Below are 24,735 nucleotides of genomic sequence, written 5' to 3'. Positions count from 1 at the left end.
CAGATCAAATGCGCCGGCTTTGTGCAAGGGTCCGGCCACGATTAAAGCCTCTACTGCGCCGCAGCGTGCGAAGTGTGCATAAGTCAACTCTTGACTTTCGTAAGACCACCATCTGACGGCCTCTTCACGGAACTACGGTCCTTAGGCCCAGAGCCCAATTCGCTGCGACGCAACACGAAACGGTAACGATTACAGTCTCACGAGGTCGTATGTGCACCACTACGAATCGCGCGGCTGTGACGATGCACTTCGTCGACCAACTCGGCAACATGCTCTGGCGGCGTGAACTGCGAAATGCCATGACCCAGGTTGAAAACGTGGCCGGGATGATTGCCGAAGCTGTCGAGCACCGCGCGCGCTTCCATGCGGATAGCGGCGGGCGGTGCAAACAGCACCGACGGATCGATGTTGCCCTGAAGCGCCACCTTGCCACCGACACGCTCGCGCGCCTTACCGAGGTTCACGGTCCAGTCGAGGCCCACCGCGTCGACACCGCTCGCGGCGATATCGTCGAGCCACAGGCCACCGCCCTTCGTGAAGGCGATCACGGGCACTTTTTCGCCGTCGTGCTCGCGCTTCAGCTGACTTACCACCTGCTCGATGTAGCGCAGCGAAAAGCGCTGATAGATGCCATCGGCGAGCGCTCCGCCCCATGTGTCGAAAATCATCACTGCTTGCGCGCCGGCTTCGATTTGCGCGTTCAGATATGCCGCGACCGAGCGCGCGTTGATCTCGAGAATCCGCTGCAGCAAATCGGGACGCGCATACAGCATCGATTTGATCGTGCGGAAGTCCGCCGAGCCCCCGCCTTCTACCATGTAGCACGCGAGCGTCCACGGACTGCCCGAGAAGCCGATCAAAGGCACCCGCTGGCGGCCTTGCGCGTCCTTTAGCGCCGAGCGGATTTCACGCACGGCGTCGGTCACGTAACGCAGTGTCGCGTCGATGTCCGGCACCGCGAGGCGCGCGACGTCGTCTTCGGTGCGCACCGGACGGGCAAATTTCGGCCCCTCGCCGTTGACGAAATCGAGGCCGAGGCCCATCGCGTCGGGCACGGTCAGGATGTCGGAGAACAGGATCGCGGCGTCGAGCGGATACCGATCGAGCGGCTGCAGCGTGACTTCCGTCGCGAAAGCCGGATTCTTCGCGAGACCGAGGAAACTGCCCGCGCGGCCGCGCGTGGCGTTGTATTCCGGCAAATAGCGGCCAGCTTGCCGCATCAGCCAGATCGGCGTGTAGTCGGTGGGCTGGCGCAGCAGCGCGCGCAGGAAAGTGTCGTTCAGGAGTTGATGGGCCACGTTGCGTGCGACTGTAGAGCTGAGGGCAAAAGAGCATTTTACCGGAGGCGGCCGCGGTCATCGCGCATCGCGGGGTAATCGACGTTGCGACGGCGCGTCGTGGGAAGCGGGCGAAGTACAGCTCGGGCGCACCTCCGCCAGCTGCCGGCCGCCACTGCGTGTACGGCTTCGGGTCGCTGTCTTTCGCTGCCCCGGTCACCCTGGCTGAACGGCCGATGTTCAAGCCCGCGCTGCCAAGCTACTATCCGACAGCTTTACCGATGAATTACACACTACACACCACCAGGAGACTCGATGAAGAAGGCAGCACTCGCAATGCTCGGCGCGCTCGCCGGCGTCCTGATGCATGTCGGCGTGGCCAACGCCCAAAGCACCGCGGCCGCGCCGTCCAGGCTCGACGACATCATCAACCGCGGCACGATACGCGCCTGCACTACCGGCGACTACAAGCCGTACTCGTTCTACAAAGGCGATGGCCAGTTCGAGGGCATTGATATCGACATGGCTGAGTCGCTCGCGAAGTCGCTCGGCGTGAAGGTCGAGTTCGTCAAGACGTCGTGGTCGAACCTGATGAACGACTTCGTCGCGAAGTGCGACATCGGCATCGGCGGTGTGTCGCCGACGCTCGAGCGCCAGAAGCATGCGTTCTTCACTCAGGCTTACATGATCGACGGTAAGACGCCGATCGTCCGTTGCGACGACGTCAACAAATATCAGACGGTCGCGCAGATCGATCAACCGTCCACGCGAGTGATCGTCAACCCGGGTGGCACCAACGAGAAGTTCGCGAAGCAATACTTCACGCACGCGAACGTGACCGTTTATCCGGACAACGTGACGATCTTCAAACAGATTCTCGCGGGCAAGGCGGACGTGATGGTAACGGATGCGTCGGAGACCTTGCTACAGCAGAAGCTCAATCCCGGCCTATGCTCGGTGCATCCGGACAAGCCGTTCCAGTACGGCGAGAAGGCATGGCTGCTGCCGCGCGGCGACGTCGCGTTCCAGCAATACGTCGATCAGTGGCTGCACCTCGCCCGAGCGACCGGCGAGTATCAGGCTATTTCGGACAAGTGGTTGAAATAGGCCGACCGTGTCCGTGCCGGGCCGTCATCTGCTAAATAATTGCGGCAAGGGCGGTTGGCGCAGGCCTGAAGGCGTCGCGTCGGCGAGGATGTAACGAAGGGCGACGTCTTCCAGCTGTAATAACTGCCGGATCAGCTCTATAGGGAAGACATTCGCCCCTTTTTAACCAGCAGCGCACGCGGCTTCGTGTCGCTGCATTGCAGCGCAAATTTTCGCCAGTTTGCGAGTATTTGAAGGCATAGCCGCAGTGCTTGTTGCGCAGGAAGTTCGTCGCTCAAAAGCTGCAAATGCAACCATTTCACGCTGATGAATGACCGAATCTATACTGCGATGTGCGTCATGACTGGCATCAATCATGCGTCTCGAGTTGCGTCGCAGGCATCGGTAAAAACTACGTTTCACACGCTTTTATTTTGGCAATAAATCCCGCAACGCCTTATCTGGCGGGCGTTACAACCTGAAACACTTTGTTACCGCCTTCGTAGGTTAATTCGCCCACAATGCCCTCAACGGTTTCAACACGGATGTGGCTGTGTGCGTGGTGTGAGCGGATACGATGCACTTGCCGGTCGGCGGTTGCCGAAGCCCTGTGAAGGGGCATCCCTGCTGGGGCCGTGATCGACGCAGGGTCGTCGGCATAACCGTCCCATCATTGGTCTCCTCGCGCTAACCCCGTAGCGTGTGGTTTTTAGCGGGCTCCAGGCCCGCTTTTTTTTCGTCTGCTCAAACGTTTGCGCGCGACGAATGTCCGCCGCGCAACTTCAGTTCTACTCCTCACCCATTGCTCATGTTTGGCTGCGGAGCCTGCCGCGGCAGCGTCATGCCGTCTTGTCCTCTCTGAGTTTCAATTCGCTGATCATGCTTTCGCGCATCACGAATTTTTGTACCTTGCCGGTTACGGTCATAGGTAGTTCGTCGACGAAGCGGATATATCGCGGCACCTTGTAGTGCGCAATCTGTCCGTGGCAGAACTGCTGGATCTCTTCTGCCGTTGCCTGTTCACCCGTCCGCAGCACGATCCACGCGCATACTTCTTCGCCGTACCTGGTATCGGGCACGCCGAAGACCTGCACGCTCTGGATCTTCGGATGGCGGAACAGAAACTCCTCGATCTCGCGCGGATAGATGTTTTCGCCGCCGCGAATCAGCATGTCCTTCAGCCGGCCGACGATGTTGCAATAGCCTTCGGCGTCGAGCGTCGCCAGGTCGCCCGTATGCATCCAGCCGTCGACGATGCTCTCGTGCGTCTTCGCTTCGTCGCCCCAGTAACCGAGCATCACCGAGTAGCCGCGCGTGCATAGCTCGCCGGTTTCGCCAACCGGGACGATATTGCCCAGTGGATCGACGATTTTCACTTCGAGATGCGGCTGGATGCGCCCGACAGTCGTCGTCCGCTTATCGAGCGGATCGGTCGTCGAGCTTTGAAATGAGACCGGGCTGGTTTCCGTCATGCCGTAGGCGATCGTGATCTCGCTCAGGTGCATCTTCGAGACGACCTTCTTCATCGTCTCGATCGGGCACGGCGAGCCCGCCATGATGCCGGTGCGCAGCCGCGAGAAGTCGTAAGACGCGAAGGTCGGATGGTCGAGTTCGGCGATGAACATCGTCGGCACGCCGTGCAGCGCGGTGCATTTTTCCTCAGCTGTCGCGGCGAGCGTCGCGGCGGGATCGAAGCCCTCGCCCGGGAACACCATGTTCGCCCCAACCGACACGCATGCGAGCACCGCCAGCACCATCCCGAAGCAGTGGTACAGCGGCACTGGAATGCACAGGCCGTCCTGCTCACTGAGCCGCATCGCCATCGCGATATAGCGCGCGTTGTTCACGATGTTGCGATGCGTCAGCGTCGCGCCCTTTGGATTGCCCGTTGTGCCGCTGGTGAACTGGATGTTGATTGGTTCACGGCACGACAGCGTCGCGCCGATCGCATCGAGCCGGGTGGCGTCGAACGACGCGCGCCCACGCTCGATCACATCGGAAAAGCTCAGCATGCCTGGCGTCTCCGTGTCGCACATGCGGATCACGTAGCGCAGCTCCGGCAGCCGCGCGGCATGCAGTCCGCCCGGCGGCTGCGTCGCGAGTTCGGGCGCAAGCTCCTGCAGCATCTCGAGGTACATCGACGTCTTGAAGCGCTCCGCGGTGATGATCGCCTTGCAACCGACCTTGTTCAGCGCATATTCGAGCTCCGCGAGCCTGTAGGCCGGATTGATATTGACGAGGATCGCGCCGATACGCGCGGTCGCGAACTGCGTCAGCAGCCACTCGACGCGGTTCGGCGACCAGATGCCTACGCGGTCGCCCTTGGCGATGCCGAGTGCAAGCAGCCCGGACGCAAGCACGTCCACTTCTTGCGCGAATTCGCTCCACGTCCAGCGAATGCGCTGCTCGCGAAACACCACGGCCGGTCGTTCGGGAAAGCGCGCCGCGGTGTCGCGCAGAAACTCGCCGACGGTCGCTTCGCTCAACGGATTTTCAGTCGACCCGCGCACGTACGACAGTCCATCTGCGGGTTCGATGAGCGCACCTTCGCCCGAGCTATGCGTTGCCATGGTGTTGTCTCCGTGAGCGCGAGCGCGCTCGATTGAAATGAATTTGAAATCGATTGTGCACCGGCGCGTACCGGGCCGGCATCAAGTCTTACCCGCACCGCATCGCGCCGAGCGACGCCTATGTCTCCACCCTCATGGATTTTGCCGTCCTTTACGTAAACGTCAACCAGATACCAAAAAAAAGCAGCCGCGTGGGCTGCTTTCTTCTGCTACGTGCTGCTTTAGTGCTGGCCGCGCAGCTTGCGCAGACGCTGGATTGCCGCGAGTTGTGCGGTCGCGTACGCGAGCTCCGCTTGTGCGGTCGCGTACTCGAGGTTCGAACCCGTGTTCTGCAGCGCCTCTTCCGCACGCTTGCGTGCGTCTTCGGCCTTGGCTTCGTCGAGATCCTTGCCTCGAATCGCGGTGTCGGCGAGAACCGTCACTGCGCCCGGCTGGACTTCGAGGATGCCGCCGGCGACGAACACAAACTCTTCTTCGCCGTTTTCAACTTCGATGCGCACCGCACCCGGACGGATCCGTGTGATGAGCGGCGTGTGGCCCGGCAGAATGCCGAGTTCACCCGCTTCGCCTGGCAGCGCGACGAACTTCGCCTGGCCCGAGAAGATTTCCTCTTCCGCGCTGACGACGTCTACTTTAATGGTTGCCATATGTGTCGACTCCTGTCGACGAGAGTTAGCGCTTTAGTGCTGACCCCCGTCCCATGCAAGGCGGGTTGAGCGTAATAAGAGACGCTGGCTCTGCTCAACACTACCGTTTTGGCAGTCGTGATGCGCGAGGCCCGCGCCCGCTTCGTTACACCCGACCTTTACTGGATCTTCTTGGCCTTTTCGAAGGCTTCGTCGATCGTGCCGACCATGTAGAACGCTTGCTCCGGCAGGTGATCGCACTCGCCTTCGACGATCATCTTGAAGCCACGGATCGTTTCCTTCAGCGGCACGTACTTGCCCGGCGAACCCGTGAACACTTCAGCGACGTGGAACGGCTGCGACAGGAAACGCTGGATCTTACGAGCACGCGCGACAGCGAGCTTGTCTTCCGGCGCGAGTTCGTCCATGCCCAGAATCGCGATGATGTCGCGCAGTTCCTTGTAGCGCTGCAGCGTTTGCTGCACGCCGCGCGTGATCGAGTAGTGCTCTTCGCCGATCACGTGCGGGTCGATCTGACGCGAGGTCGAATCGAGCGGATCCACTGCGGGGTAGATACCAAGCGAAGCGATGTCACGCGACAGCACGACGGTTGCGTCCAGGTGGCCGAAGGTCGTAGCCGGCGACGGGTCGGTCAAGTCGTCCGCAGGGACGTACACGGCCTGCACAGACGTAATCGAACCAGTCTTGGTCGACGTAATACGCTCTTGCAGCTTACCCATTTCTTCAGCCAGCGTCGGCTGATAGCCCACTGCCGACGGCATACGGCCGAGCAGCGCCGACACTTCGGTACCGGCCAGCGTGAAACGGTAGATGTTGTCGACGAAGAACAGCACGTCGAGGCCTTCGTCACGGAAGTGCTCGGCCATCGTCAGACCGGTCAGCGCAACGCGCAGACGGTTGCCCGGCGGCTCGTTCATCTGGCCGTACACCAGCGCGACCTTGTCGAGAACGTTCGAGTCCTTCATTTCATGATAGAAGTCGTTCCCTTCGCGGGTACGCTCGCCCACACCGGCGAACACGGAATAACCGCCGTGTTCCTTCGCGATGTTGTTGATCAGTTCCATCATGTTCACGGTCTTGCCCACACCGGCGCCACCGAACAGACCCACCTTACCGCCCTTTGCGAACGGGCAGATCAGGTCGATAACCTTGATGCCGGTTTCGAGCAGCTCGGTCGACGGCGACAGTTGGTCGAACGCCGGAGCCTTCTGGTGGATCGCACGCGTGGTTTCGCTCGAAATCGGGCCGGCTTCGTCGATCGGACGGCCCAGCACGTCCATGATACGGCCGAGGGTCGGCTTGCCGACCGGCACGCTGATCGGGTTGCCGGTGTTCTTGACGATCGTGCCGCGGCGCAGACCGTCAGAAGCACCCAGACAGATGGTACGGACCACGCCGTCGCCCAGCTGCTGCTGGACTTCGAGCGTCAGCTCCGAACCTTCGAGAATGAGCGCGTCGTAGATCTTCGGCATGGATTCACGCGGAAATTCCACGTCGATCACCGCGCCGATGCACTGTACGATCTTGCCTTCTACCAAAGCAGTAGTACTCATCGCTTTTCCTTTAGATACTCAATTCTTCACTCGCGCAAAGGCGCAGTTTCTCCGATGGGTGCGCCGCTCGGGCGCACACGCAACGACCTGTCTGACCGAGGTCAGACAGCCGCCGCTCCACCGACGATTTCCGACAGTTCTTTCGTGATCGCGGCCTGACGGCTCTTGTTGTACACGAGCTGCAGATCGCTGATGACCGTCTTCGCGTTGTCCGAAGCGGCTTTCATCGCGACCATGCGGGCCGACTGCTCCGATGCCATGTTTTCCGCGACGGCCTGATAGACCAGCGCTTCGACATAACGCACCAGCAGTTCGTCCACCACTGCTTGCGCATCCGGCTCGTAGATGTAGTCCCACTGCGTGTTCGGCGTCGTACCGTCTTCTTCCGTGCGCTCGAACTGGTCCGCCGACAACGGCAGCAGTTGCTCGATCACCGGCTCCTGCTTCATCGTGTTGACGAAGCGCGTGTACGCGAGGTACACCGCCGAAATCTTGCCTTCCGAGAACAGGTCGAGTTGCACCTTCACGGCGCCGATCAGCTTTTCCAGATGCGGCGTATCGCCCAGTTGCACGACGTTCGACACGACCTTCGCCTGCAGACGGTTCAGGAAGCCCAGACCCTTGCTGCCGATCGCGGTTGCCTCGATCGTCTTGCCCTGACCTTCAAGTTCCTTGAACCTCTGCAGCGACGCGCGCAGCACGTTGGTGTTCATCCCGCCGCAAAGACCTTTATCAGTCGTGACGAGGATGATACCGGCCGCCTTCGCACCTTCGTTCGACACCATGAACGGGTGACGATACTCCGGGTTCGCACGGCTCATGTGCGCGGCGATGTCGCGGACCTTGTCGGCATACGGGCGAGCAGCGCGCATGCGCTCTTGAGCGCGGCGCATCTTTGATGCGGCCACCATCTCCATCGCTTTCGTGATCTTGCGCGTGTTTTGCACGCTCTTGATCTTGCCGCGAATTTCCTTCATTCCAGCCATTGCTTGCTCCTTTGTCGGCCCGGGTTAGCGCTTCAGCGCTCACCCGGGTCCCATGCAAAGCGGCCGAAGCAGCGCGGGAGCATTCGCATGCGGCCCGCGCCGCTTCAAGGTCCGTTTATGCCTTGCGGATCACTCGCGGATCAATAAGCGCCGGACTTCTTGAAGTCTTTGACGGCCGCGTGCAGCAGGCCTTCGTCGTCCTTCGAGAGTTCCTTGGTATCTTCGATACGCTTGACCAGGTCAGCATGGCTCGACTTCAGGTGATCGCGCAGGCCCTTCTCGAACGGCAGGACTTGGGCAACTTCGAGGTCGTCGAGATAGCCGTTGTTCGCTGCGAACAGCGACACAGCCAGTTCCCACACTTGCAGCGGCTGATACTGCGGCTGCTTCAGCAGTTCCGTCACGCGGCGGCCGCGCTCGAGTTGCTTGCGGGTCGCTTCGTCGAGGTCCGAGGCGAACTGCGCGAACGCAGCGAGTTCACGGTACTGCGCGAGGTCGGTACGGATACCGCCCGACAGCTTCTTCACGACCTTCGTCTGAGCCGCACCACCCACACGCGACACCGACACGCCAGCGTTAATTGCCGGGCGGATACCTGCGTTGAAGAGGTCGGTTTCAAGGAAGATCTGGCCGTCGGTAATCGAGATCACGTTCGTCGGAACGAATGCGGTCACGTCGCCTGCCTGCGTTTCGATGACCGGCAGTGCCGTCAGCGAACCGCTCTTGCCCTTCACTTCACCGTTGGTGAACTTCTCGACGTACTCTTCCGAGACGCGAGCAGCACGCTCGAGCAGACGCGAGTGCAGATAGAACACGTCACCCGGGTAAGCTTCACGGCCCGGCGGGCGGCGCAGCAGCAGGGAGATCTGACGGTATGCCCAAGCCTGCTTGGTCAAGTCGTCATAAACGATCAGCGCGTCCTGGCCGCGATCGCGGAAGTATTCGCCCATCGTGCAACCGGCGTACGGCGCGAGGTATTGCATCGCGGCCGAATCCGAAGCCGAAGCGGCCACGACGATCGTGTATTCCAGCGCGCCCGATTCTTCGAGCTTACGCACTACGTTCATGATCGACGAAGCCTTCTGGCCAATCGCGACGTAGATACAAACGAGGTTCTTGCCCTTCTGGTTGATGATCGCGTCCACGGCGACTGCGGTCTTGCCGCACTGGCGGTCGCCGATGATCAGCTCACGCTGGCCACGGCCAATCGGCACCATCGAGTCGATTGACTTCAGACCGGTTTGGACCGGTTCCGAAACCGACTTACGCCAGATCACGCCCGGTGCAATCTTTTCGATTGCGTCGGTCATCTTCGCATTGAGCGGGCCCTTGCCATCGATCGGGTTGCCGAGCGCGTCGACCACACGCCCGAGCAGTTCCGGACCAACCGGCACTTCGAGAATGCGGCCCGTCGTCTTGACGATGTCGCCTTCCGAAATGTGTTCATATTCACCCAGAATCACGGCGCCGACCGAGTCGCGCTCGAGGTTCAGCGCCAGACCGAAGGTGTTGCCCGGGAATTCGAGCATTTCGCCCTGCATCACTTCCGACAGACCGTGGATACGCACGATACCGTCGGTCACGGAGATCACGGTGCCCTGGTTGCGAACGTCTGCGCTCGCTTCAAGGCCCTGGATCCGGCTCTTGATCAGCTCGCTGATCTCAGAGGGATTGAGTTGCATTATTCGCTCCTGATAGTCAATTCTGTTGCGTGCCAGCCGCTAAAGCGCGAAGCGCTTCAGGCCGTCAGGGCCGTTTGCATCCTGGCGAGCCGCGCGCGGACCGAGGTATCGAGCACTTCGTCGCCGACCGTCACGCGTACGCCGCCGATCAGCGACTGATCGATTTCGACCGTCGGCTTCAGCTTGCGCTTGAACTTGCGTTCGAGGCTTGCGACGAGTTCGTTCAACTGCGCACCTTCGAGCGGGAATGCGCTGACGACCAGCACATCTGCCGCGCCTTCGCGGGCGTTCTTCAACTCTTCGAACTGCGAGGCGATTTCAGGCAGCAGCTGCAGGCGATGGTTGTCCACCAGCATCTGCACCAGATTCTTCGCTTGCGCGTTGTCCTTGAGCGGCGACTTGACCGCAGCCAGCAGCAGATCGCTAACCTGGGCGCGGCTCACTTTCGGGCTCGAGGCGATCGACAGCACATCGGGCAGACGCGCAACCTGTGCCAGCTCCTGCACGAGCGTGGACCAGGCGGCGATGTCACCAGCTTCGGCCACGCCAAACAGCGCTTCCGCGTAGGGACGGGCGATGGTTGCAAGTTCGGCCATGATCAGAGCTCGGCTTTCAGTTGATTCAGCAGGTCAGCGTGAGCTGCCTGGTCGACTTCGCGCTTCAGGATCTGTTCAGCGCCCTTCACAGCGAGTGCAGCGACTTCGCCACGCAGCGCTTCGCGCGCCTTCACGACTTGCTGCTCCGCGTCGGCCTTCGCCTGCGCGATGATGCGGGCGGCTTCCGCCTGCGCCTGAGCCTTGATTTCGTCGGCGACTGCGACAGCGCGCTTTTCAGCGTCGGCGATGCGTTGCTGGCCATCGTTGCGAGCCTGAGCCAGTTCCTGGTCGACGCGCTTATGAGCGGCTTCGAGTTCCTGCTTGCCCTTTTCCGCGGCGGACAGACCGTCGGCGATCTTCTTCGCGCGCTCGTCGAGGGCGTTGATCAGCGGCGGCCACACGAATTTCATCGTGAACCACGCGAGGATCAGGAACACGACCATTTGCGCAAACAGGGTTGCGTTGAGATTCACGGTGTTTCCTTAAACGTTGCTTGTTCGGAAAGTGAAACGGCAAGGCGCTCATCGATTCTGCTCGATCAGCGCCCCAGTACCCGTTCCGCCCTGCGCCTTTACTTGTTATAGCTCAGGCGCAAACCTCCGAGGAACCTCAGCCTGCCAGTTTCGAGAGCAGCGGGTTCGCGAACGCAAACAGCATTGCCACACCAACGCCAATCAGGAACGCCGCATCGATCAGACCAGCCAGCAGGAACATCTTGGTTTGCAGCGGGTTCATCAGTTCCGGCTGACGGGCACATGCTTCGATGTACTTGCCGCCCATCAGACCGATACCGATACAGGCGCCGATAGCACCCAGGCCGATGATGATGCCGATACCGATGGCGGTCAGACCCTGGATGTTGGCGATGAAAGCTTGCATGATCACTCCTTTGTGAAAAGTCTTTTAGAACTGGTTGGAACTGGGATTTGAAAAACTACGATTCTTTGCCGACAACGCGGGTTAGTGCGCGTCGTGTGCCTGGCCGATGTACACCAGCGTCAGCATCATGAAAATGAACGCCTGCAGCAGAACGATCAGGATGTGGAAGATTGACCACACTGTGCCGGCGACCACGTGGCCGATGAAGCCAAGCACCGTCGTGTCCGCGCCGAAGCTCCAGATGCTGCCGAGCAGGGCAATCAGCAGGAACAACAGTTCGCCCGCGTACATGTTGCCGAATAGCCGCATGCCGAGCGAGACCGTCTTCGCGACGAACTCGATGATGTTCAGTGCCAGGTTCGGGATCCACAGCAGCGGATGCGCGCCGAACGGAGCGGACAGCAGTTCATGCACGAAGCCGCCAGCGCCCTTGATCTTGAAGTTGTAGTAAATCATCAGCACGAACACGCCGAGTGCGATGCCGATCGTGCCGTTCAGGTCGGCGGTGGGCACGAGGCGGTGGTGCGGAATGACTTCGGAGAGGCCCAGCCAGCCGATCAAGCGGCCCGGCAGGTCGACGGGGATAAAGTCGAGCGAGTTCATCAGCGCGACCCAGACGAACACCGTCAGCGCGAGCGGCGCGATGAAGGTGCGCGAGCCGTGGATCATGGCCTTCGATTGATCCTCGACCATTTCGACCAGCATTTCGATCGCGCATTGGAAGCGGCCCGGCACGCCGGACGTCGCCTTGCGGGCTGCCAGATGCAGCACGAGGATCGTGACGAGACCGCACACGATCGACCAGAAAAGGGTGTCGAGATTCCACACATGGATGTCGAAAATCGACGTCTGGTGTGCGGTGGAAAAGTTCTGCAAGTGGTGCGCGATGTACTCGGACGGATCCATTGCGCGCGTGCCTTCGCTAGCTGCCATATCGTTAAAGCCACCCAAATTGTCGAAAATCGTTCTAGGCCGTTCCCACCGAAATACCGTATGCGGGAACGCGCCGGGTGCGGGCCCAGTCTCGTCCGCACACCCGTGCCGGCGCTCCGCGCCGGCCTTAAATTCTTTTTGCTACTATTTTTTGTGCTGCTACCTTAGCGCCACGCCAAGGCGATCCAGTAAGTCTTCAGCGCGATGAGGTAGGTCACCAGCAGCGGAATCCAACGTACGTCGTGATACCAGAAGGCGATTGCGACAAACATCGCAATCGTTGTCCCCATCTTTAATGCTTCGCCGATCATCCAACTCATCACGGTCTCGGCGCCGCCCAGCTTTTCCAGTCGCGCCGCGAACAACGCACCCGGCACCCAGCAGATCGCCCCCCCCAGGAACGCTGACAGCGCAGTAGCACCCGGCGGCTTGTAGAACAGCCACCACAACAGCGTTGCAACCAGGGACAAAACCATTTGCGCTGCGACGACCCTGAACGGCGTCACGCGCGATGGACGACCCACGCCGGGACCAAACAGCTTTTCCGCCTCGGCCCGCGTGAGCGGAACGATATTGTTATCTTCATGCGCGTCATCCCACGCTTCGGCCGGATCGAACTGCCGACTGGCGGACGTCTCGGGTGCGGAGCGTTCAGCGCGGTGTCTGTCGTCACCATTTTCCGGCGACAGATTCGACGTTTTAACCGCCATCCCAATGTTCCGAAAGTCTCGTTCAGCCCGCGAATTTACGCAGCGCTTACGGGGTTGCCGTGCAATTAAATCCGGGCGATTGTAAGCGATAGTTGCAGGCAATTCAAGACTTTAGGCCAACCTATAACGGCGTGAAACGTGCCTTCACGATGCGGTAAAACATATGCTAACGACGCGAATCACGTCAAATGTAAGGTGGACGGGGGGCGGCAAAATCCGTGGGGGTAGTCGCGTGGATCGAAGCTCTTTGGCAGGCCGTTTCGACGCTGCGGCGGACGTCTCGAAAATGCAACAAACGCCGCTTTTTTAAGGGCTAAACGGGACGGATCTTCAATTGAACTGAGCCATAATCGCCGCGATTTTCATGATGATCGAGCCGCTTTGCGATAGTGGCTCGTAAGGATGATTACCGCGTCGATGTCGAAGGCTTGAAACTAGGATTCCTGATTATTTTTGCATCGTTTGTTTGGAATCCACGATAGTTGCTCGCGCTGAGGTAAACCAACTCGCGGCAGTGCTCATGCACAGGCCGCCAGCCGTTCACCACCCTTCCCTGCTAAGCGCCATTCTGCGCTCAGACGTTCGCGTTCCCGCGCAAGCGGACAAGAATGCCTTCCAACGCGTCGAGATCGCCAAAGTCCACCAGCACCTGGCCGCGACCGCGTCGACCGAGCTTGATTTTCACCGTCGCCGACAACAGGTCCGACAGTTCCTCTTCTAGCCGTCGCGTGTCGCGGCCGCCATCCGGGTTCGCGCGCGCCTTGACCGCCGGCGTCACTTTCGTAGTCATCGCGACCAGCTTTTCGGTCTCGCGCACAGACAGGCGCTTATTGACGACCTGATTGGCCAGCGTGATCTGCGTCGCGGCATCGACCGCGAGCAGCGCGCGAGCGTGACCCATGTCGAGATCGCCGGCGAGCAACATCGTCTGTACCGGTGTCGCGAGATTCAGCAACCGCAGGAGGTTCGACACCGCGCTGCGCGAACGGCCCACCGACTCTGCCGCCTGCTCATGCGTGAAATTGAATTCGTCCAGCAGGCGCTGGATGCCCTGAGCCTCTTCGAGCGGATTCAGATCCTCGCGCTGGATGTTCTCAATCAGCGCCATCGCCGCGGCGGCCTGATCGGGCACGTCCTTCACGAGCACCGGCACCTCATCGAGGCCTGCGAGTCGCGCTGCGCGAAAACGCCGCTCGCCCGCGATGATCTCGTAGCGATCCGCCGCGATCGGACGCACGAGAATCGGCTGCATCAGCCCTTGCGCGCGGATGCTTGCCGCGAGTTCCTGCAGCGCACCTTCGTCCATGCGCGTACGCGGCTGGTATTTGCCAGCCTGCATCTTGCCGAGTGGCAGTACGTTCGGCGCACCATCGATCACCGCTGCTTCGGTGATATCCGCGGTGCCGCCGAGCAATGCCTCCAGACCGCGGCCCAGTCCCTTCTTTCTTGCTACTGCGTTCATCGTGCTTCCTCGATCCGCTTAGGATGCCTGGGGCGCGTCATTCAGCGCGCGCACCCGCTCAATCATTTCGACGCCGAACTGCACGTACGCCTGCGCGCCTCGCGACGCCCTGTCGAACACCACACCGGGCAGCCCGTAGCTGGGTGCCTCGGCCAATCGCACATTGCGTGGAATCACCGCGTCGAACACCTTGTCGCCGAAGTGCTCTTTCAATTGATCCGAGACTTGCTGTTGCAACGTGATGCGCGGATCGAACATCACGCGCAGGAGCCCGATCACCTTGAGGTCGCGATTCAGGTTCGCGTGCACCTGCTTGATCGTATTGACGAGGTCGGACAGCCCTTCGAGCGCGAAGTATTCGCACTGCATCGGAATGACGACGCCGTGCGCGGCGCATAGTCCGTTGAGCGTCAGCAGCGACAGAGCCGGCGGGCAATCGATCAGCACGAAATCGTACTCGCCCTCGACCGCAGCGAGCGCCGTCCTAAGTTGACGCTCGCGATTCTGCATTGTGACGAGCTCGACCTCGGCGCCCGCGAGCTCACGGTTCGCGGGCACCACGTCGTATCCGATCGCCTCGGGCCGCACGCGCGCATCGGCCACCGACACGCTGTCAACGAGCACTTCGTAGACCGTGTTCGTACATTCGGCTTTGTCGATACCGCTGCCCATCGTGGCGTTGCCTTGCGGGTCCAGATCGATGAGAAGGACTCGCTGTCCCTGCGCTGCCAGGCTCGCGGCCAGATTGACTGCGGTGGTCGTCTTGCCGACACCGCCCTTCTGGTTCGCAACGCAGAAGATTTTTGCCATCGTTGGTGTGTCCCTTTTGCTGCTTGGATGAAGTGAAAATCGTTGGGGGTGCCTAGAGGCCGCGTGGCCGTTAGCTTTCGCTGTCCACTCGCACCTCAATCAGGTGCCGTTCGGCGTCGAGCGACGGCACGTTCAGCCGGATGATCTGTTCCACGTGGGCACCCGCCGGTAGACGCGCGATTTCGGCATCCGGCCGCACACCCTTCATCGCCCAGATCGCGCCCTGCTCCGCAATCAGATGACGGGCCAGTGTAACGAAATCCGCGAGTTCTGCGAATGCGCGCGAGACGATTACGTCGAACTTTGCCGGTACTTCGGCGCCAGGCTGCAGCGTCTCCACCCGGCCGGTCACGACCGACAGGTTCGCGAGACCCAGTTCGGCCTTTGCCTGCGCTTGAAATGCCGTCTTCTTATGGACGATGTCGTTCGTCGTGACGGTCCAATCGGGCAGCATAATCGCGAGTACGATGCCCGGCATGCCACCGCCCGAGCCCACGTCGAGCACCGACGACGGACCGCGCGGCGCCAGGTGCGGCACGATCGACAGCGAATCAAGGATGTGCTGAATCAGCATCTGCCGCGGATCGCGGATTGCCGTCAGGTTGTAGACGCTGTTCCACTTCGCGAGCAGCGCGACGTAATCGAGCAGCTTGCGCTGCTGCACGTCGCGGAGTTCGAGGCCAAGTTCACGGACACCGTCCGCCAGCAATGACGCCAACGCCTGCTGGTCGATTCCCCTTTGCGCTGCCGTCATTGCACCACCGGCGAGCTGTCGGCGCCGGGCTCGGCAGGTTTCGACGGGCGACGCCCGAGGCCACGCTTCAGATGGACCATCAGCAGCGAGATCGCGGCAGGCGTGATGCCCGAAATACGCGACGCCTGGCCGATCGTTTCCGGCCGGAACTGCATCAGCTTCTGGCGGGCTTCGAACGACAGTCCACGCACCTCGGTGTAGTCCAGCCCTTCGGGCAGACGGGTATTCTCTTGCGCCTCGTTGCGTTCGATCTCACCGGCCTGTCGGTCGATATAGCCTTGATATTTGACGCCGATTTCGATCTGCTCCTTAATCTGCGCGAGCAGCACGGGGTCTTCCGCTAGTGCTTCAGGCGCGCCACAAGTGCCATCGCGCAGCGCGCAGACGCCGTCGTAGCTGACACCCGGACGACGCAGCAAGTCCGCGAGACTGTATTCGTGGTCGATCGGCTTGCCGAGCAATGCGGTGGCTTGTTCCGCGGATAAGGTCTTAGGATTGACCCAGGTTGAACGCAAGCGCTGTGTTTCACGTGAAACAGCGTCACGCTTGCGACTGAAGGCGTCCCAGCGGGCGTCATCGACTACACCGAGCTCGCGCCCGATCTCCGTCAACCGCATGTCGGCATTGTCCTCGCGCAAGCTCAGACGGTACTCCGCACGGCTCGTGAACATCCGGTACGGCTCGGACACCCCGCGCGTGACCAGATCGTCGACGAGGACGCCGAGATAAGCCTGGTCGCGCCGCGGGCACCATGCTTCCTTGCCTTGCACGAACAGGCCCGCATTGATGCCCGCCAGAACGCCCTGCGCTGCCGCCTCCTCGTAGCCAGTCGTACCGTTGATCTGTCCGGCGAAGAACAGCCCACCGATCACCTTGGTTTCCAGCGATGCCTTCAGCCCACGCGGATCGAAATAATCGTACTCGATCGCATAGCCGGGCCGCAGGATATGGGCATGCTCCAGACCGCGCATCGATCGCACCAGCTCGAGCTGCACGTCGAACGGCAGGCTCGTCGAGATCCCGTTCGGATAGAACTCGTTAGTGGTCAGACCTTCCGGCTCGAGATAGATCTGATGCGATTCCTTCGACGCAAACCGGTGAATCTTGTCCTCGATCGACGGGCAATAGCGTGGCCCCACCCCCTCGATCACGCCCGTGTACATCGGTGAACGGTCGAGACCGCCGCGAATGATGTCGTGTGTCCGTTGATTCGTATGCGTGACCCAGCACGGCACCTGGCGCGGGTGCTGCTCGACGCGCCCGAGGAACGAGAACACCGGCACCGGGTCCAGATCGCCCGGCTGCTCTTCGAGTTGCGAATAGTCGATCGTGCGACCGTCGATCCGCGGCGGCGTACCCGTCTTCAGGCGGCCCTGCGGCAGCTTCAGCTCTTTCAGCCGAGCCGACAGCGAGACCGCGGCGGGGTCACCCGCGCGGCCGCCGGTGTAGTTGTTCAAGCCCACGTGAATCTTGCCGTCGAGGAACGTGCCAGCCGTCAGCACCACCGCGCGAGACCGGAAACGAATACCCACTTGCGTGACGGCGCCGACCACGCGGTCGCCCTCGACCATTAGATCGTCGACGGCCTGCTGAAACAGCCACAGATTCGGCTGGTTCTCCAGACGATGGCGGATCGCCGCCTTGTACAGCACGCGGTCGGCCTGAGCGCGCGTCGCGCGGACCGCCGGTCCTTTCGACGAATTGAGGATGCGGAACTGGATGCCGCTTTCGTCGGTGGCAGCCGCCATGGCGCCGCCGAGCGCATCGACCTCCTTGACCAGATGGCCTTTGCCGATGCCGCCAATCGACGGATTGCAGCTCATCTGACCAAGGGTTTCGATGTTATGGGTCAAAAGCAGCGTTCTATTGCCCATGCGCGCCGACGCCAAAGCGGCTTCGGTGCCGGCATGACCGCCGCCGACGACGATTACGTCAAATTCTGTGGGAAAAAGCATCGCGGGATCTCACGCCAGATCGTCGCGTGAGCCTTCAAAGGAAAATGTATGGGCGAATTATAACGGGTTAAGTTTCGGCCCGAATTTCGTCCGAATGATGAAACATAAAAAAACGGTGTGTTTCACGTGAAACACACCGCCTTCAAACACAGCGATCGCCGAAAAAGTGCGCGTTTATGCGACCTTTTTAGCCAGGCCGAGATAGGTTTCGATCACGCGAGGATTCTGCGCGAGGTCGGTCGCTGGTCCCTCCAGCGCCAGCTCACCGGTCTCCAGCACATAGCCGTAGTCCGAGATTTGCAATGCGGCGCGCGCATTCTGCTCGATCAGTAGCGTCGCGACGCCCGTCTGCCGCAACGCGCTGATGATGTGGAAGATTTCCTTCACGATCAGCGGCGCGAGACCGAGGCTCGGCTCGTCCAGCATCAGCAGATCGGGCTTGCCCATCAGCGCGCGGCCGACCGCGAGCATCTGCCGTTCGCCGCCCGAAAGCGTGCCCGCCGCCTGCTTGCGCCGCTCCTTCAGCCGTGGGAACAGTTCGAACACCGGCTCCAGCTGATCGAGAAAGTTGCGCTCTCCTGCCCGCTTGCGTCGGTAAGCTCCAAGCAGCAGATTGTCCTCGACGGTCATCGAAGCGAAAAGCTCGCGCTTCTCCGGCACCAGACACATACCCAGCGCGACCCGCTTTTCCACCGGCATCGAGCTGACGTCCTCTCCCTGATACGAAACCGCGCCTTTCGCATGACCAGACGGCGGCAACGCGCCCATGATCGCATTCAGCAGGGTCGACTTCCCCGCGCCGTTCGGACCGATCACGGAGACGATCTGCCCCGCCCGCACCTTGATCGCCGCATTGTGCAGCGCCTCGACCTTGCCGTACCGGACCGACAGATGGTCCACCTCGAGAATCGGTCCGGCGGCCGCCACGCCGGTCGTTGTCATGTTGTCCATCATTCCACCCCGCCCAGATACGCTTCGAGCACCGCCGGATCCTGCTGCACTTCCTGCGGCAGACCTTCAGCGATTCGCGTGCCGAACTCCATCACCACGAGCCGGTCCGTCAGATTCATCACAAAATCCATGTCGTGCTCGACGAGCAGCACACTCATCCCTTCCGCCTTTAGCTTGCGCAGCAGATCGGCGAGCTGCAGCTTTTCCTGATAGCGCAGACCAGCTGCCGGTTCGTCGAGCAATAGCAGAGTCGGATCGCAGCATAACGCGCGCGCAATTTCGAGAATCCGCTGTTGACCGAGCGCGAGGCTGCCCGCTTCGTCATACATATGCTGTTCGAGGCCGACGCGGCGAATCTGCCGAGCGGCTTCGGCCATCAGCCGCGCCTCTTCCGAGCTGTTCAGCCGCACGACACTGCGCCACACACCTGCATGGCCTCGCAGATGCGCGCCGATCGCGACGTTCTCGAGCACGGTCATGCCCGGCAGCAGCTTTACGTGCTGGAAGGTCCGGCCGATGCCACGCTTAACGATTTCACGTGAACTCAGCGCATCGATGCGCTCGCCGCGGAACGTGATCTCGCCCCTCGTCGCCTGCAGCACGCCGGTCACCAGATTGAACGTGGTCGACTTACCCGCGCCATTCGGTCCGATTAGCCCGATGATCTGCCCCGCTTTGACTTCGAAGCTGACATCGTTCACGGCGACGAGACCGCCGAACTGCTTGCGCGCCTTGTTCACCGTCAGCAGGTCCTCGCCGGCCTGCGGCTTGTTGCGCTGCGGCAGAGGGACCGCGTGGTCTGCGAGATGCGCCCGCGGGCCACGCGGGAAAAAGCGTGCGACGAACGGCCACACGCCCTGCCGCGCATACTGCAGCAACAGCACCATGATGATGCCGAACACGATCACTTCGAAGTTGCCGTTCTCGCCGAGCAGTTTCGGCAGCAGCGTCTGTAGATAATCCTGCAGCACCGTGAGGATTGCCGCGCCAAGCACCGCGCCCCAGACGTGCGAGACACCGCCCACCACTGCCATGAACAGAAACTCGATGCCGTGATTCAGCCCGAACGGCGTCGGATTCACCGCGCGCTGCAAGTGCGCGTACAGAAAGCCCGATACCGACGCAAGCACCGCCGCATAGACGAAGATCACGACGCGCATCCAGCCGGTATTGACACCCATTGCCTCGGCCATCAGACCACCGCCGCGCAGCGCGCGAATTGCGCGACCCGGACGACTATTAAGCAGATTCTGAACAGAAACGACCGAACCGAGCACGACAACCCAGATCAGGTAATAGATATGGCGGCCGGACTCGAGGTTGATCCCAAAAACATTCAGCACCGGGATGCCGTTGATGCCGTCGTACTTGCCGAGCATCTCCAGATTGCCGAACAGGTAGAACAGCGCGAGCCCCCACGCAATCGTGCCGAGCGGCAGGAAGTGGCCGGACAGGCGCATCGTCACGAGACCGAGCATCAGCGCGACCAGCGCAGTCACGATCACGCCCGCGATAAGTGCAAGCCACGGCGACACACCGAAGTTCGTCGTCAGATACGCGGTTGCATAAGCGCCGATGCCGACGAACGCGGCCTGCCCGAAGCTCGTCATGCCGCCGATACCGGTCAGCAGCACGAGGCCGATCGCAACGATCGAATAGAGACCGATGTAGTTCAGCAGCGTGACCCAGTACTCCGGCACATGAATCGGTTGCGGCAGAACCGGCAAAGCGAACAGCACCACGAGGAACAACCAGAAGAACTTCTTTTGCATGGTCCGTTTCATCGTGTCACTCCTCTTCCTCTTCGGCATGCGGGCTCGCAAGGCTGCGCCACAGCAGCACCGGGATGATTAGCGTGAACACGATCACTTCCTTATAAGCACTGGCCCAAAACGACGAATACGACTCCAGCAGACCGACGAGAATCGAGCCGGCCGCCGCGAGCGGATAGCTGACCAGACCGCCGATGATCGCGCCCACGAAGCCCTTCAAACCGATCAGGAAGCCCGAGTCGTAGTAGATCGTCGTGAGCGGCGCGACGAGGATGCCGCACAGGGCGCCGAGTCCAGCCGCCAGCGTGAACGCGAGGCGTCCCGCCTGCGTCGTGCCGATACCGACGAGGCGTGCGCCGAGCCGGTTCACCGACGTCGCGCGCAACGCCTTGCCCGAGATCGAGCGATCGAAATACAGATACAGCGCACCGATCAGCACGACCGCGGTGCCGATCACCCACAGGCTCTGCCCGGAGATCGACAACGTGCCCACGTTGAACGTCGCATCGGAAAACGCGTTGGTGCGCGAGCCTTCGGCGCCGAACATCACGAGGCCGAGACCGACCATCGCGAAATGTACGGCCACCGCGACGATCAACAGCAGCAGCGTGGCCGCCTCCGCGATCGGCTCATAGGCAAGGCGATAAACGAACGGACCCATCGGGATCACGATCAGCAGCGTCAGCGCGATCTGCACGATCATCGGCAGCGGCTGCAGGAAGATGCCGCGCGTGAGCGCGTAGACCGCGATCGGAAACAGCAGGTACTTCCCTGCCAGCACAGGCAGCGTGCGCGCCGCATGACGACGCCGCTCAGCATGCCGCAATACGGCCACCGTCTCGACGACGAAGCATGCTGCGCCCATCGCCATCAACAGCCAGCAGGTGGCGGGAAACCTCTGCGTTTGCAGTGCGGCGAGCGTCAACGCGCCGTACGAAACGAACTCCCCTTGCGGGATGAAGATCACCCGCGTGACGGAGAACACCAGCACCAGCGCAAGCGCGAGCAGCGCGTAGATCGCGCCGGTCGTAATGCCGTCTTGCGCGAGGATCGCCGCGATTGATAGATCCATACTTCCTCGTCCTGAAGCGTCGAAAACGAAAAACCGGGAAACAGTCGTGACGGCGCGGCGCGTAGCCGGCCATCCATCTGCAATGTCTGAAAAGACAACCGCCGCGCCGTGACCCGGCGCGGCGGTCGATGCCATTGTCGTCGAACACAATGGCAATGCGGCGTCATGCACCGCAGATTGCGCGAGAGGCGCGTACCGCTAGTTGTTTTTGTAAATCGTCTCAGTCGTTCTGCAGCTTCCACTTGCCGTCGACGATCTGCACGATCACGCGCGCGCGCTGGTCGAGGCCGTTGTGGTCGTTCGCGGTGGTGTTCATGATGCCGTGCGACACCGGCAGCTCCTTGATGTTTTCGAGCGCGTTGCGCAGCGCCACGCGGAACTCGGGCGTACCCGGCTGTGCGGTCTTCAGCGCGACCGGAATCGCGGCCTGCAACATCTGGCCGGCATCCCATGCGTGACCGCCGAAGGTCGCGACCGAACCCACGCCATAAGCCTTCTCATAGGCGTTCTTATAGGCTTCCGACGACTTCTTCACCGGGTTCGAATCCGGCAATTGATCGACGACGAGAATCGGACCGGCCGGCAGCAGTTCGCCTTCGCAATCCTTGCCGCACACACGCAGGAAGTCGTTGTTCGCGACACCGTGCGTCTGATAGATCTTGCCCTTGTAGCCACGCTCCTTCAGCGTCTTGGCCGGCAGCGCCGACGGCGTACCCGAGCCCGCGATCAGCACCGCGTCGGGATTCGCGCCCATCGTCTTCAGCACCTGGCCCGTCACCGAAGCGTCAGTGCGGTTAAAGCGCTCGTTCGACACGATCTTCAGGTTGTGCGCTTTCGCGACGGCCTCGAACGTCGAGTTCCAGCTGTCGCCATAGGCGTCCGAGAAACCGATGAAGCCGACCGTCTTCACGCCGTGGTGCTGCATGTAATCGGCGATTGCGTCGGCCATCAGGCTGTCGTTCTGAGGCGGCTTGAACGCCCATGCACGCTTCGCATCCATCGGCTGAATGATCGCTGCCGACGCCGCGAGCGAGATCACCGGCGTCTTGCCCTCAGCGGCCGGATCGAGCATCGCGAGCGAATTCGGCGTGACGGTCGAGCCGATGATCGCGTCGACGTGGTCTTCGTCGATCAGCTTGCGCGTGTTCTGCACGGCCTTGCTGGTGTCCGACCCGTCGTCGAGGATGATGTATTGCACGCTCTTGCCGCCGATCTCCTTCGGCAACAACGCGATCGTGTTCTTCTCAGGAATTCCGAGCGACGCGGCCGGCCCCGTCGTCGACAACGTGACGCCGATCTTCACCTGCGCGAATGCCGTCCCCGCGCCGCACATCAGCGCCATCGCGATGCCGGTGCGTACCCAATGCCTTGTCTTTTTCATTGCGAGTCTCCAAACGCCTTCAAAAGCGCCTATCTATAAGCCGGCTTGCTGGGCCGGGTGTCTGAATCTAGTGAGCGAGTTCAGGTGTGCCAAGCATGGTTTTCCCTGCTCGGCGCGCATACCTTCCCCGCTTTATCGGGTACCGCTCCTCTCGCGTCGCGCGAGTGCGCATTCGCGTCATACGCCGCGTTTCTTTGCCGCGGCTCCATTCCAACCAGACCTTCATAAACCACTAATATGTTAGTAGCTTGCGTTCTGCATTATCGACGGTCAAGAGAGCGTGCGCTAAATGCGGGTTTGTCCTGAAGCACCGAAACCACACTTTTAAGCGCTGCAGACACCTCGCCCGGGTAATAAAAAAGACGCGTCAACTGCACGCGTCTTTTTCGATGAGGTCCTGTGGCGCAGAGCCTTCGCTCAGTCGCCGGCCAGCTTCCACTTGCCGTCGACGATCTGCACCATCACACGCGCCCGCTGGTCGAGTCCGGCGTGGTCGTTCGCGCTCATGTTGAAGATGCCGTGTGACGCGGGCTCATCTTTCGTGCCTTCGACTGCGGCACGCAGCGCGTCGCGGAATGCCGGCGTGCCCGGTTGTCCCTTCTTCAACGCGAGCGGGATCGCACGCTGCAGCAGCAGACCCGCGTCCCACGCATGACCACCGAACGTCGACACCGAACCCGCGCCGTACGCCGTTTCATACGCATGCTTGTACGCGAGCGCGCTTTTCTTCACCGGATTCGCCGCGGGCAATTGCTCGGCGACCAGCAGCGGGCCGGCGGGCAGCCACGTGCCTTCGCAATCCTTGCCGCACACGCGCAGGAAGTCGTTGTTCGCGACGCCGTGCGTCTGATAGTACTTGCCCTTGTAGCCGCGCTCCTTCAGCGTTTTCTGCGGCAATGCGGCCGGCGTGCCCGCGCCGGCGATCAGCACCGCGTCCGGATTCTGCGACATCATCTTCAGCACCTGGCCCGTGACCGACGCGTCGTTGCGCGCGAAGCGCTCGTTCGCGACGATCCTGATCTTCGCGAGGTCAGCGGCTTTGCTGAATTCCTTGAACCAGCTCTCGCCGTACGCGTCGGAAAAGCCGATGAACGCGACCGTTTTCACGCCATGATTGGCCATGTGCTGCGCGATCGCCGTGGCCATAAGAATGTCGTTTTGCGGCGTCTTGAAGACCCATGCGCGTTTCGCGTCCATCGGTTCGACGATGCCCGCGGCCGCGGCCAGCGAGATCATCGGCGTGGAGGTTTCGGCGGCAATGTCGATCATGGCGAGCGAATTTGGCACGACGGTCGAGCCGATCAATGCATCGACGTGGTCTTCGCTCGTGAGCTTGCGGGCGTTCTTGACCGCCTGGGTGGAATCGGTTGCGTCGTCGAGGACGATGTAGTCGATCTTCTGGCCCGCTACTTCTTTCGGCAGCAGCGCAATGGTGTCTTTTTCCGGAATACCGAGCGATGCGGCCGGTCCTGTTGCCGACACGGTGACGCCGATTTTCACGTCCGCGAATGCATGGCCGCTCCATGCAGCCAAAATCCCGGTGGCGACCAATGCCGCGCTGATCCAACGCAATGCCGACTTCATCCTGCTCCTCTATTAAATCCGTTATTCAATTGCAATTAAATCCACGGATTTAATTGCCAACCCAGTGGTCGGTGA

Annotated in this window: 21 protein-coding genes; 1 reads left to right on the top strand and 20 read right to left on the bottom strand. The window is 61.2% G+C overall.

All coding sequences use genetic code 11. The annotated features are described in order from the left end of the window. Nucleotides 1-197: 197 nt before the first annotated feature. On the bottom strand, nt 198-1,298 hold the full coding sequence (gene hemE / locus G5S42_RS29390) for a uroporphyrinogen decarboxylase (RefSeq protein ID WP_176109934.1): 1,101 nt from the start codon (nt 1,296-1,298) through the stop codon (nt 198-200). 294 nt (nt 1,299-1,592) lie between these two features. Between hemE and G5S42_RS29385 the strand changes: the two genes are divergently transcribed. After that, the gene (locus G5S42_RS29385; protein WP_176109933.1) at nt 1,593-2,384 is read left to right on the top strand and encodes a transporter substrate-binding domain-containing protein; all 792 of its coding nucleotides are present in this window, start codon (nt 1,593-1,595) and stop codon (nt 2,382-2,384) included. A gap of 818 nt (nt 2,385-3,202) precedes the next feature. Here G5S42_RS29385 and G5S42_RS29380 read toward each other — a convergent pair. From G5S42_RS29380 to G5S42_RS29290, 19 genes are all read right to left on the bottom strand, one after another. Then, complete coding sequence (locus G5S42_RS29380; RefSeq protein WP_176109932.1) at nt 3,203-4,933, bottom strand: AMP-binding protein; 1,731 nt, start codon at nt 4,931-4,933, stop codon at nt 3,203-3,205. Between the two features lie 221 nt (nt 4,934-5,154). Next, nucleotides 5,155-5,580 (bottom strand): F0F1 ATP synthase subunit epsilon, encoded by a 426-nt coding sequence (locus tag G5S42_RS29375; RefSeq protein WP_008917918.1) that lies wholly within the window; start codon nt 5,578-5,580, stop codon nt 5,155-5,157. Between the two features lie 158 nt (nt 5,581-5,738). Continuing rightward, nucleotides 5,739-7,133, bottom strand: a complete 1,395-nt coding sequence (gene atpD, locus G5S42_RS29370) for a F0F1 ATP synthase subunit beta (RefSeq protein ID WP_176109931.1) — start codon at nt 7,131-7,133, stop codon at nt 5,739-5,741. Nucleotides 7,134-7,234: 101 nt separating this feature from the next. After that, nucleotides 7,235-8,119: a F0F1 ATP synthase subunit gamma gene (atpG, locus tag G5S42_RS29365; protein ID WP_176109930.1), complete on the bottom strand. Its 885-nt coding sequence runs from the start codon at nt 8,117-8,119 to the stop codon at nt 7,235-7,237. Nucleotides 8,120-8,259: 140 nt separating this feature from the next. Continuing rightward, nucleotides 8,260-9,801, bottom strand: a complete 1,542-nt coding sequence (gene atpA / locus G5S42_RS29360) for a F0F1 ATP synthase subunit alpha (RefSeq protein ID WP_176109929.1) — start codon at nt 9,799-9,801, stop codon at nt 8,260-8,262. A gap of 56 nt (nt 9,802-9,857) precedes the next feature. Further along, nucleotides 9,858-10,397, bottom strand: a complete 540-nt coding sequence (locus tag G5S42_RS29355; RefSeq protein WP_176109928.1) for a F0F1 ATP synthase subunit delta — start codon at nt 10,395-10,397, stop codon at nt 9,858-9,860. A 2-nt stretch (nt 10,398-10,399) separates the two neighbouring features. Beyond that, nucleotides 10,400-10,870, bottom strand: a complete 471-nt coding sequence (locus G5S42_RS29350) for a F0F1 ATP synthase subunit B (RefSeq protein ID WP_176109927.1) — start codon at nt 10,868-10,870, stop codon at nt 10,400-10,402. 136 nt (nt 10,871-11,006) lie between these two features. Continuing rightward, nucleotides 11,007-11,276 carry a F0F1 ATP synthase subunit C gene (atpE, locus tag G5S42_RS29345; protein ID WP_007180033.1) on the bottom strand — a complete coding sequence of 90 codons (270 nt, stop codon included), beginning with the start codon at nt 11,274-11,276 and terminating at the stop codon, nt 11,007-11,009. Between the two features lie 81 nt (nt 11,277-11,357). Further along, nucleotides 11,358-12,209 (bottom strand): F0F1 ATP synthase subunit A, encoded by an 852-nt coding sequence (gene atpB / locus G5S42_RS29340; protein ID WP_013090956.1) that lies wholly within the window; start codon nt 12,207-12,209, stop codon nt 11,358-11,360. A 164-nt stretch (nt 12,210-12,373) separates the two neighbouring features. After that, entirely contained in the window at nt 12,374-12,919 is a 546-nt protein-coding gene (locus tag G5S42_RS29335) for an ATP synthase subunit I (RefSeq protein ID WP_176109926.1), read from the bottom strand. Nucleotides 12,920-13,493: 574 nt separating this feature from the next. Continuing rightward, nucleotides 13,494-14,381, bottom strand: coding sequence for a ParB/RepB/Spo0J family partition protein (locus tag G5S42_RS29330; protein ID WP_129956626.1), 888 nt, complete (start codon nt 14,379-14,381; stop codon nt 13,494-13,496). An 18-nt stretch (nt 14,382-14,399) separates the two neighbouring features. Next, nucleotides 14,400-15,191, bottom strand: a complete 792-nt coding sequence (locus G5S42_RS29325; RefSeq protein ID WP_176109925.1) for a ParA family protein — start codon at nt 15,189-15,191, stop codon at nt 14,400-14,402. A 70-nt stretch (nt 15,192-15,261) separates the two neighbouring features. Next, nucleotides 15,262-15,945 (bottom strand): 16S rRNA (guanine(527)-N(7))-methyltransferase RsmG, encoded by a 684-nt coding sequence (gene rsmG / locus G5S42_RS29320; protein ID WP_176109924.1) that lies wholly within the window; start codon nt 15,943-15,945, stop codon nt 15,262-15,264. Beyond that, on the bottom strand, nt 15,942-17,900 hold the full coding sequence (mnmG, locus tag G5S42_RS29315; protein WP_176109923.1) for a tRNA uridine-5-carboxymethylaminomethyl(34) synthesis enzyme MnmG: 1,959 nt from the start codon (nt 17,898-17,900) through the stop codon (nt 15,942-15,944). Before mnmG ends, rsmG begins: the two co-directional genes overlap by 4 nt. Before the next feature lie 174 nt (nt 17,901-18,074). Next, complete coding sequence (locus G5S42_RS29310) at nt 18,075-18,851, bottom strand: ABC transporter ATP-binding protein (protein ID WP_176109922.1); 777 nt, start codon at nt 18,849-18,851, stop codon at nt 18,075-18,077. Further along, entirely contained in the window at nt 18,851-20,635 is a 1,785-nt protein-coding gene (locus G5S42_RS29305) for a branched-chain amino acid ABC transporter ATP-binding protein/permease (protein WP_176109921.1), read from the bottom strand. Before G5S42_RS29305 ends, G5S42_RS29310 begins: the two co-directional genes overlap by 1 nt. A gap of 4 nt (nt 20,636-20,639) precedes the next feature. Further along, nucleotides 20,640-21,695: a branched-chain amino acid ABC transporter permease gene (locus tag G5S42_RS29300; protein ID WP_176109920.1), complete on the bottom strand. Its 1,056-nt coding sequence runs from the start codon at nt 21,693-21,695 to the stop codon at nt 20,640-20,642. A gap of 220 nt (nt 21,696-21,915) precedes the next feature. Next, nucleotides 21,916-23,076: an ABC transporter substrate-binding protein gene (locus tag G5S42_RS29295; RefSeq protein ID WP_176109919.1), complete on the bottom strand. Its 1,161-nt coding sequence runs from the start codon at nt 23,074-23,076 to the stop codon at nt 21,916-21,918. 417 nt (nt 23,077-23,493) lie between these two features. Beyond that, nucleotides 23,494-24,660, bottom strand: a complete 1,167-nt coding sequence (locus G5S42_RS29290; protein WP_176109918.1) for an ABC transporter substrate-binding protein — start codon at nt 24,658-24,660, stop codon at nt 23,494-23,496. Nucleotides 24,661-24,735: the final 75 nt, after the last annotated feature.

The sequence above is a fragment of the Paraburkholderia youngii genome (genome assembly GCF_013366925.1).
GTDB classification, from domain to species: domain Bacteria; phylum Pseudomonadota; class Gammaproteobacteria; order Burkholderiales; family Burkholderiaceae; genus Paraburkholderia; species Paraburkholderia youngii.
This window is presented reverse-complemented; position numbering and strand designations above follow the sequence as displayed.